We start from the raw sequence: 10910 nt of genomic DNA, 5'->3' as shown, positions 1-10910 counted from the left end.
TGATTTAGGAAACAAAGCCTTGTTGCTGACTAAGCTTGAGTTTTGTTTCAATATCCATATTAATCCTTACTGAGTTTAGAAAATAAACCGCTACCCTCTATAAAAAGAAAAAACGGCCCTGCGGGCCGCAAACTCTGAACGTTGAACCCTAAGAACCTGATACGCACGAGACGTAGAACGGATTGGATGGGTCGCTGCTGCTGACGGTGCCAGAGCGGAGGTTCACGCGGTAGTAGACGGAACCACTAGCCGTCGACGACCAGTAGTAGCTGCCGGTCGCCCAACCCTTCGCGGTGTACATGTGACCAAAGTTATTAGAAAGACTCCTCAACTCATCCATATTTGCTAAAGCCCAATCATCTCTCCCGTTAAGCTCAAGTGTATTATAATGTTCACAAAGGCTATGTGCTTCAGTAAAACTAAACATTGCAAACGATCCTGAAGGACCATCATCAGGGATAATTTCAACATGACTACCGTTGTAATTACTATAGCCAACAGCGTTTAAAAAGCTCTCACTTGGAGTACCGGTAAACAACTTTCCATCGCTTTCCGCAATTTTAACACAGGCACCCGCGGCGTTTTGTTGATCATCATCCCCAACTTGGCCACCACACAATAAGGCATGAAAGGTAACTTGGCTAATCGCATTAGTCTGTGTATTGGTTGTTGTGGTGTAAGATGACGCCACATCAAAGGTCATGGTCGTTGTTGGGGTTTGATAGTTTGTATCCCACTTTACCCGCACTTTTTGCTCACCTGATTCATCGGTTTGAGTCGTTTCCGCTTCAAGGATAGGAGTAACCATTTCTGCGGTGTCTGGGTGCTGTTCTGTACTTACCACTGAAATGACTGAGTAACCTTCTACTGGGTTGCTATTTTGATCGGTCAAGGTCGCAGTAACCTGGCCACCTTCCACTGACGTATAAGGTACCGTGTCAATCGTTGCTTCTGATGACACTGCAGCCGTCTTTTCATCACCAATAAACTTAACTTCATAGTCTTGAGTAATGCCACCCACATCAAGGGTTAATGTGACGGTTTCCGCTTTTAAACTGGTTAAGCGAAACTCGGCAATACCATAGCTGTCTGTGGTAACGTTATCGCTGTCCAATGTCACATTTGGGCTAGAGACAGAAGCCGTCACAAGGGTATCTGGTCTTACTTCTTGACCGAGTTTTAACTCAACAAATACAGAACCAACATCAACTCCATCCGCGACAACTTCCGTGCTTGAGGTAGGCAATACAGTAATTAAACCTTGCTTAACACATGTCACATAATAAGCCGATGTTGGATCGACATCGCCTGTAAGGGTGCTGCCATCTTTAAGATCCACCCACTTAACCAGATCTGCTCCGTCATCATAAGCGAGGTATTGCGCTTTAACAGGCCAGTTATGTAACGCCTGAACATCGGTATCAGTGGCCATCAGCTTAAGTTGATCAAACGTCGGCACTGAACCACCGATGGTGTCGCAGTATGCTACGGCCGACGGATAACGAAAACCAGCCATATCAATCGCTGGGCTGTAGCCATCATCGTTCAGTTTTATATCATAAGGCGAGCCTTGCCCGGCTGCATCAAGTGCGGTGGGTGGTCCAATATAGAGATCCAACAAATGAGAAATGTCGTCCCATTTTGATGACTGATTAGGATCGGTCACTTCAACACGAATCAAACCCATGTCATACACTCCATTATGATCACTAACCGCAAAACTAATATAGTGGTAACCTGGTTGTGACGCTTGAAAGACGATCGTTTTATTCTGAGTGTCCAGTGGATCTTTAGGTACCGCTTTTGCGTTAAACGATTCAACATACACCAATTGATAATCATCACTATCGTCCGAGGAAACAAAGCCGCTGATGTCGATTTCTTCATCGGTCAATACGTTGACAACAACTGGATATACAATATTATCGTCAATCGTAAAACCTTGGTTAGCTTCGTAGCCCACCGCAACATCTAAAACCCCCATCAGCACAAGGCCATTAACCGAGTCTTCTAACGTATAAAGAACACGGTCAATGCCGGTAAAACCTGACGGCGGGGTATAATCCATAGTCTGGTCATCTGTACTATTTATTTGAACTGAGCTCGAGCGACCGTACGGTAGTGTAAGCTCCGTTAATACAAACTCGTCACCTAACGTAAAGCCGACTTTCTCCAATTCGTCCTTCAGTAAAACACTCACATCTTCATTAATCAGTGTTGTTGCACTTACTGGAACCAGTTCGGTTGAGCTAGGATTACTACTTACCGCAATGCGCGTAACCGCAGAACTCGAACCTTCTGAGCTACTACTATCACTCATTGGCGCTTCAGCCATACGGCTCATTGGCGACAATGTTTTAGGAGTCACATGATATCGATAGTCACACACCTTGGTATCAAAGGCCTGAATTACAAACCCTGTTTCCGTCATACTTTCTACTTGGCAGCTATCATCATTAGACAAGACCTCGACTTCACTCAGCGCAAAGCCACCACCCGTTGATGAAAATACCTTTGACGACAGGTCAACCTCGAACGATTCAGCATAGCCAGTCGAGTAGGTAGCATTTTGAGCGGAAAGCGTCGCGCTTTGAGTATTAGGGGAAACACTTGCTGAGCTTCCTTCACTGCCCTCTCCACCACACCCAAAAAGGGTAAGCGTAGTAGCGACGACAAAACCCAGGGGAATGCTTCCTCCTGGCTTATTGCTTAAAAGGTTCATATTACTTCTCTTTACTTTTTATTGATTTCAAAATTGATTTTATGATTTGTATTTAATGTTGTATTGGGCATTTACACTTTGCTGATAACAGTGATGCCATGTAGGCTAAAATTAGCACTGAACATGGGTAATGAATGCTGATCGTCCTTGATTAGCATTAATCATTGAAGGCCTATAATTATGTCTATTTTCAGCGTTCCTATTACTGAATAGGCAGTTGCATCTCTTTAGAGTATTTTTTATCGTAAGATGTTACGGTTACATTAAGTTGTTCACTTTGCGTATATTCCGCAAGAGAAAACGTTTTATCCCGACCAGATACAACAGTGAACTTTTGTTTGCATTGCGTATTTTTTTCTGTTGTACATGAGTTAACATAAACATCAATTAGCGTATTACTATTATTATCGATGCGTAAATTCTCGCCCTGATTGTAAATCTTATAATCAAAACTTGGCTTTGTCGTAGGCAGAATATAAACCGGTGAAAAACCATAGTTTATCTCGACACCGTGAATTTTCTCTCCCTCTTCTTTATAACGACTAGGAGTAAATGGCAGCATAAACATCAAATCTTTGCTGTTATCGCAAGACGTGTTGTGACATAAGCTACGAACACCCACGTCTTTCTCTTCACCAGGTCTTAAAACTAATCTTGGGTGCGTAAGAGATATTTTCCAATCATCTAGATTGTTTCTTGTATAACTATTACGAACGATTTTGTCGCCATCAATAAACTGAATTTCTTGTACTTTTCCATTAACAAAAATCGGGTGAGACTCATCATTAATAAGTGTCACGACACCATTGCCCTTTTTATCCGCGACGACAATCATCTTGTCGACATTAAAAGCATTGGCAGCAGTAGAAGTCATTGCTGAACAAATTGCGAATACTGTTAATAGATTATATTTAATTTTCATATTTCTCTCTACTAAAAATAATAAATTTTAGGATACTACTCGTCTATTTTGCTCAGCGCGTATATAACACCAAGCGCGAAAAGAATGAGTACATACATGTTTAAAATATTTGGTCCGATCATTACTCCGCTCTCTTATATTTGACCTTCATGCATATAATTGAGGTATTAGTTTTCATATTTACGAGCCCAAACGATAAAGGTGAGTAGCTCGATTGGTGAACAGTATCGCGCGTTCAGGTTTGAAGGTATTGGGCACTCTTGAATTTCAAAAACGCAAGATGCGAGATAGCTAAACAAGTGTAGATATCATTTACATTGGCGAGATACTCTCTGCTACAAACAAAGAAACACTGCCAAAAAATTGGCAGTGTTTCTGTTTCAAGGAAGGCAATTTAATCTAAACAGCTAACTTTCGGGTAAAGTATTTTCTCTTCAGGGTAAATCAAATTCAAATCACGATTATTAAGATTTGGATTTGCTTCGACTAATTCATCAAGTGAGCTATCAAATGCTCTTGCAATTCGGAGCAAATAGTCGCCAGGAACCACTCGGTATTCAACTAAACGCTGCTGACACGATGGCGCCTTCTTAATTGGGACAATAGACGCCAATTGGGTTTTCGGCCTTGATACTTGGGTCGACTCTTCAACAAGCTGGTCAACATTGGGCCTTGGGTTAATATCTGAAAGGCCTTCTGCGGCTTCATTGCTTGAAAAACGATAAACCAACAGTGCATTAAATGCGTATAGATCGTCTTGTTGACGAGCTAAATCAAAGACGCCTTGGTAACCAAGGTCGGCGCTCCAATTTTTACTCAATTGGTATTTAAGACCAAGCGATGCCGTAAAATTGGTGTCGTCACTAGAAAACGCGCCCCCGACTCCTGCATACAAGGAGGCAAATTCACTGACGGGTAGCAATAAGTCGGTTTCAACCATTACCGCACGTAAACTATCTATTTCCGAATCAGAAAAAGCAGAATAATCAGCATAGCCAAGTTCAAATAGTACGTTTTCACTAATGTTATATCCAACCGCCGCCTTATAACCAAGTGCTTCAGTCTGTCCCATGTTGTCATCAAATGCAGAAAACGTCATGCCACCACTCATCTGGATAGGCAGCTCCTCTGCTGATACACTTATGGATAAGAACACAGCGATAATCGATGACATTAAGTTCATTTTTTTCATCTTAAATACCAGGCTCCAACATGATCGTTACTTCATCAAAATAATCTCCGGAAACAGCAGAACTGCCCTCAATATCGTAATCAAAGTCTAAAGTAAAGTTAATACTTGTTTGCACTCCAGCTCCTTCTGAAATAGCCGTTGTTTGATTCATTAATTGTCCTTCATCAACTAAGTTACCAGAGCTGCACTGATCGCAATGAATGCTGTAAGGAATAACCACACCAGGGTTACTTGAATTAACCAATTCGTATGACTGTAAGGGCATTGTTAAAACAATTCCGTCATTAAAATAGCCGTTCGCTGTAATATCAAATGACGTTGTCGATGTTATTCTTTTGCCAATTGTGTCGTAGACTGGCGTCATGACACCATCTCCACTTACAAAAACACTGTCGAGTTGAACAGGCTGATAATCAAATGAAAACAACATCACTTCATTGATGTTGCGATAAGTCATAATGCCGTCATTTTCATAGTAGTAACGAATATTTACCGGCACTGAAGCTGAATATTGCCCCTCTGGTAGCCCACTTAATGCCGACACTATTTCACTTTCGTTAATATCGAAAATAGGTCTCAGGAAAATAAATGGGCTCGATTTTTGTTTATTAATTAATCGAACAGACGAAACACAGTTTGGACCTTCAACAGTCACAATCGGTAGTGACACTTCATCAAATGAGCACCCACCACCTACCGTATTCGCTGACTGGGCAAATTCAATTCCAGTAGTATTGTATTGAACGCCCGATATATCGATCGATATTGACGGTGAAGTATTCCCATTTCCCCCAATTAAAGTCATCTCTGTTGGAGGTGTACCCGAAAATGTCGCGGCCGCCCAAGCTTCTGAAGCCTGCAACATAGGAGGAGTTTCCCACGTACTTGGCAGCATTTTGCCATTGTAACGTGTCACATTGTCCCAACGAACACCACCAGCCTTCACTTCCGCGCGAACTTCAAACGCAGCTTGAGCCATGCTTGTCGTCATTAATGCAATAAACGCTACAATATATAGGATAGGTCTAGGCATTATATTTTACCTCTCGTCACCATTTCTTTCTTTGAATAGCTTCTGTCGTGAGATGTCACGGTAATGGTCAACTCGTTATTTCGCATAGTTTCGGTTAAAGGGAACGTCTTATTCCTTCCCGATACAACCGTAAATTTTTGTTTGCATTGGGCTTTGTTTTCAGCAACACATGCATCTACAAAAAAATTGAGCATGGTATTACTTTTATTTTCGACTCTAAGGCTATCACCGTTGTTGGTTAATTCGTAAGAATAATTCGGTTGTGTTGTAGGAATAATATAAACAGGTGCGAATCCGTAATTAATTTCCACACCACTCACTACTTCACCAGGTCTGTATTTACTTGGAGAAAAAGACAGCATAAACATCAAATCTTTTGAATTATCGCATGCAGCGTTGTGGCATAAACTACGTATGCCAATGTCTTTCTCTTCACCAGGGTTCAAAACTACCTTCTGGTGCGTTAATGACACCTTCCAATCGTTTAAGTTGTCTCTTGTATATTGTTTTTTTTCTACCTGTTCTCCATCAATAATATTTATTTCATCCACCTTTGCTTGGATAAAAATTGGGTGAGACTCGTCGTTGGTTAACGTAACGATACCGTTCCCTTTATCATCAGAGACAATAACCATTTTATCTACCGTAAAAGCTTGTACACTTATAGATAACAATATAGCGGTGAGTGATACTAAATTTAGTAGAACTTTATTGGATTTCATTTCCCACTCCTTAATTAACTTGTGCGACTGGGTATGTAATGGCGTTGGTGCGATAAAGTCGTTTTGCCAACAGTTTTAACTGATCGATATCTCTTTTATGAAGCGCTATTGTTTCCGCCATGTTTATAGATTCATGCGCTATATAAATTGCCTTAAACGAACCCACTTCTTTCTGAATAATTCGATAACCGTGTAATTCGAGCTTTTTAAGCGCTTTATTCAGTTCAATCGAGCTTTCGTATGCACCTAAATACATCGCTTGTAGTCGTTCACCTGCATCAATCAAATCTATCTGCTTTTCTTGAGCTATTGGCAAACAATAGTTTTGACCAAAGTTCATCTGATTTGTTGAAGTAAATTCATAAGGCAGTAAGCATTGGCTTTCTTTCGCTGACAATTCAAAGTTCATGCCTTCCAATACGGTTACTCTATAAACACCGTCGGCCATTTCATTGACTTCAATACAACCTTCTCCATGACACTTCACTTCTGTAATCGGCTGTTCTGATATGTCATTAAAGGCGCTAACAAACGAAACGACGCGACTAACTCTTGGCTCAATAGAAGCAACCGTACCTGGGTGTGTAAACACGGTTACGTTACTATCACCAGAGTTGTAAAGATCAACGCTCTCTGAATCAAATTTCGCACGATATTGACTATAGTCTTCCAAAGGCACAACGGTTTCATCGTTATATACGATGAACTTACTGTTGTTTCGCCCTTCTTTTTTAAGAGAGAAGTAACCTTTTTCATCAAACGTCTGCTCTGTATTCTGCGACTGATGAATATCGACAAGCGTATAAGACGTTGCCGCTTTATCGGTAATATAAACGCCGTCTGTCGTCACGATTTGAGTGCTAGACAAGCCAGCATTGATACCACTCGTGCCATTGGTGGACGTATGGGCGGAGGCATTCATTCGAGCGTATTTAGTCGTGCCACTGGTCGCCAATAACGCATCTTGATACATATCATCCTGTTGTCGATCGTAGGTGTTACTCACCTCAAGCGACGTATTAAAGGAGTCTGAGTCAATTAACTGATTTCGTCTTACTGTTGTTTTAAATTGATTAATGTCATCACTATCACTCGTCAGGCCCACGATAGTTTCTACTGTGTCTGACAACGGGACACTCCATAACAAATTAACTGATATGTCGTCCGTCGCCTCAGAGTAATCGACGTTAATATTAACTCGAGAATCTAAAACTGTGGGCGTGCTGTAACCAACGGAAATAAACTGCTGTTCCTGTTCATCCGAGTTACCTAAATTGTCTAACTGCTTGTCGTTATTAAGCGAGTAAACCGCATACATAGATTGTCCACCGCGGAAGCTGTACGAAGAATTCAACGATAGACGTGAATAATCGGCATATCCGTACATATAAGAAGCAACTGGATCACCAAGTTCATTATCGAGAGACTCATAAGATAGACTTAAATAAGGGATACCGATATTAGCATTAAAGTGAGATGCGTCTTCGAATTGGCTGTACACAGCTTCAGTACTCAAATCCCAATCAATCAGATTGTATGCACCACCAACGGTGTACATAGTGCCACTGTCCGTGACCAAGCCGCCCAAGCCTACTTGCAACGAACGGGTGAGTTGGTAGTTAGCTAATGCCTTGCCATAAACATCGTCTTCAATATTTTTAATGCCATGTTCCGTGTAGTCGTAATGGCTTCCTGAAAACATACCCGCAGTGGCAACGAAATCCACTTCCCCCTGAGTCAGAGAGTCACCTTTGGTGTTATATACTTGATAAGTCTGGGTATTAACAACTTGCCCACCACTTGTCACCTCAAGTACAGCTTCATAGCGACCAGATGGTAACTTGCTGTAAGGAATTGAGTTCTGCCCTTCTGGTACGTTATCTTGAAAAATCAATCGACCATCACGAAGAACTTGTACACCGCCACTTGTTGGCGCATAAAAGCTCAATACTTTGTCGTTATTATGTCCGCCTACGAGCAACTTTTTAGAGGTACCTACCGTGAGCGAGTTTTGAGCAACTCGAGCGGTGTTATTCAGGAAGTCAGTTGAGTTAACCTCTGGCTCAAATTCAAAATGACCCGCTTTTATTGAGTAAGAATCGATATCTAAATGATATGCCGCTTCATACAATTCAGAACCGTTATCACTGTTGTTGGCATTGAAATCAGTTTTGAGGTATCCGTAAGGTAGCCCCAGTGTCGTTTCATTATTTAAAGAAACGATTGAGTCTTGATCTTGATATTCACTCACGTACAGATCAAATGAATTGATTAACCCATTGTGTTGACTCAGAGACGAGTGGTATACCAGTTCTTTATCGAGATTCGAGTATGACAACACCTGTGGAGATACAAAAAGATAGACTTCTTGATCGTTATAGTTATGAACGATCTCAAACGTTTCTGGGTACAACTCACACTCATCGAGCTTACCTAAACACTCAGACTGATCTTGTATGCCAACCATTAATTGATCTATGATCTTCTGCTGGTACTCAGCCGACACTGTATTATCATTTAAATAGTCAGATACCTGTGCGATCGCTTTTTTATTATTCGAGTCTAATTTTAACGTGTTAAACGACGTTAAAAATGGGATCGGTGAAGTAAGGGAACCATCTAAGTTACGTATACGGACTGTTGACTCTTTCAATTCAAACAGTTCTTCAAAACCTTCAAGAACATTTTGACTATAACTTGAATACGAATACACAGGCAATAACACTAAAATTGCCATTGTTATGAGTTTGAACCTGAACATTATATATCTACCTCTATATTGAACTCTATCTCACCATTACACCTCTCCGCTTGGCCCGCTGTGATGATATCTTTAAATGACTGAAAACTTAATATAATGTCATGCTCACTATACTTATTGTCGCCATCATTTAAATTGAAATTTGAAAAAGAGACGGATTCACCCTCTGACAAACTTATCCCGTCAATCGTTAATGTAACGAAATCATCCTGAACATTGCTCACTCCAGAGTAGTCCGTACAAATTGACGTATTTTTTGTTAACGTTGAAATATAAGGAATATCCGAAGACTCAAAAGGTATATCTGTTTCAATTCTTAATGTGGTATTAACATCATCAAATTTTGTTTTGTCTTGATTTGACGTCAACTCCAGAACTGCCGGAATAAATTCAACAGAATTAATTGAATTTGTATAAAGTTTGCCTACATCGAGGCTCGTAGTAATGTAAAGCACTTTGAAATCGGCGTTGGCATTCATACTCATGAAAGCCAATAGTATTAAAACTTTTTTCATATTGACTACCATCGTAGAGAAATAAGGCTCGTAATTACTACGAGCCTTTGAATCGGGAATTTTCTACAAATTAAACAAGGTCAGCCATAACCGTTACTGATGCTTGAACAGTAGTTCCACCTACTTCAGATTCAGGTAATACAGCAGTCTGCTTAACTTTAGTTGAAATAGTTTCTTCACCAGAAACAACATCACCAACGGCTACTGGTGCACCATTTACATTAATCTCAACAGCTTGAGATGGGTTTGCCACACCGTCAAAAGCTACTGATGCATCAACTAGAGTCCAGTTAGCTGAAGCTAATGCACCAACAACAGGAGTAACAGCATCACCATCATTTAAGTGAGACTCAAGTACGATAGTATCTGATTCAAACACACCGTCTGTGCTTGGAGTGATAGTACCGTTAAGCGCTGTTGTATCACCTCCTAGGCCAGTGATGATAAGTGCATCTGATGCGTTAGTTACTGGAACAGTGCCACTCCATACAACAGTAGCATTTGAAGATGCGTTAGCACCTGCACTTACTGCCATACCCATAAGAAGAACTGATGCTAGTGCGCTTTTTTTGAAGTTAAACATTTTACTTTCCTTTAAAGATTAAATATTTCATAAATTAGTAATCCCGCTCCTGCGTTTAAATTTGTTAACGCTCATCGGTGACAGGACGAAATAAATTATGCGGAACACTGGAAAAGAAATATTGGGCATTTGAAAATTCCATTTGCCGAAAATGCCGATTCGATAAAACCATCAACAGTAAAGCTAGTAATACCTACCTTCGTTTTATCTACATCTATAATAAAAACCTGCCCGATAAGCTATAGTTTAAATTCTAATAAAAGAAGATTGAATTACATAAGCAATCGAACAATACTTACCATAATAGAGATTATCGAGGACAAAGAATGCCACTCACGTTTGCACACTTCTTAGAACAAGCCAGAAAGGAGCGAGGTTTAACACAGCAGGAGATGCTTGAGTTACTGCTTGAGGCCGACCCGACATTGTCTAAGCTCGACCTCAGGGCAAGATTACGAAG

8 protein-coding genes are annotated in these 10910 nt (G+C 40.7%); all 8 read right to left on the bottom strand.

The genetic code is table 11. From position 1 onward, the window contains the following. Positions 1-148: 148 nt before the first annotated feature. Positions 149-2722: a DUF1566 domain-containing protein gene (locus tag AB4323_RS23180; protein ID WP_372153454.1), complete on the bottom strand. Its 2574-nt coding sequence runs from the start codon at positions 2720-2722 to the stop codon at positions 149-151. 202 nt (positions 2723-2924) lie between these two features. After that, the gene (locus AB4323_RS23175) at positions 2925-3644 is read right to left on the bottom strand and encodes a hypothetical protein (RefSeq protein ID WP_065583727.1); all 720 of its coding nucleotides are present in this window, start codon (positions 3642-3644) and stop codon (positions 2925-2927) included. Positions 3645-4038: 394 nt separating this feature from the next. Beyond that, positions 4039-4836 carry an outer membrane beta-barrel protein gene (locus AB4323_RS23170; RefSeq protein ID WP_102332842.1) on the bottom strand — a complete coding sequence of 266 codons (798 nt, stop codon included), beginning with the start codon at positions 4834-4836 and terminating at the stop codon, positions 4039-4041. Between the two features lies 1 nt (position 4837). Beyond that, positions 4838-5869, bottom strand: coding sequence for a hypothetical protein (locus tag AB4323_RS23165; RefSeq protein WP_102332843.1), 1032 nt, complete (start codon positions 5867-5869; stop codon positions 4838-4840). Further along, entirely contained in the window at positions 5869-6591 is a 723-nt protein-coding gene (locus AB4323_RS23160) for a hypothetical protein (protein WP_102321099.1), read from the bottom strand. Before AB4323_RS23160 ends, AB4323_RS23165 begins: the two co-directional genes overlap by 1 nt. A gap of 10 nt (positions 6592-6601) precedes the next feature. After that, positions 6602-9352, bottom strand: coding sequence for a TcfC E-set like domain-containing protein (locus AB4323_RS23155; protein ID WP_102332845.1), 2751 nt, complete (start codon positions 9350-9352; stop codon positions 6602-6604). After that, positions 9352-9867, bottom strand: a complete 516-nt coding sequence (locus tag AB4323_RS23150; protein ID WP_065583732.1) for a hypothetical protein — start codon at positions 9865-9867, stop codon at positions 9352-9354. Before AB4323_RS23150 ends, AB4323_RS23155 begins: the two co-directional genes overlap by 1 nt. Before the next feature lie 70 nt (positions 9868-9937). Beyond that, on the bottom strand, positions 9938-10450 hold the full coding sequence (locus AB4323_RS23145) for a hypothetical protein (protein ID WP_065583733.1): 513 nt from the start codon (positions 10448-10450) through the stop codon (positions 9938-9940). Positions 10451-10910: the final 460 nt, after the last annotated feature.

This window comes from Vibrio sp. 10N.261.52.C11, assembly GCF_041471405.1.
In the GTDB taxonomy this organism is placed as follows: Bacteria; Pseudomonadota; Gammaproteobacteria; order Enterobacterales; family Vibrionaceae; genus Vibrio; species Vibrio crassostreae_C.
The sequence above is the reverse complement of the archived record's forward strand: the minus strand, read 5'-3'. Positions and strand labels throughout refer to the sequence as shown.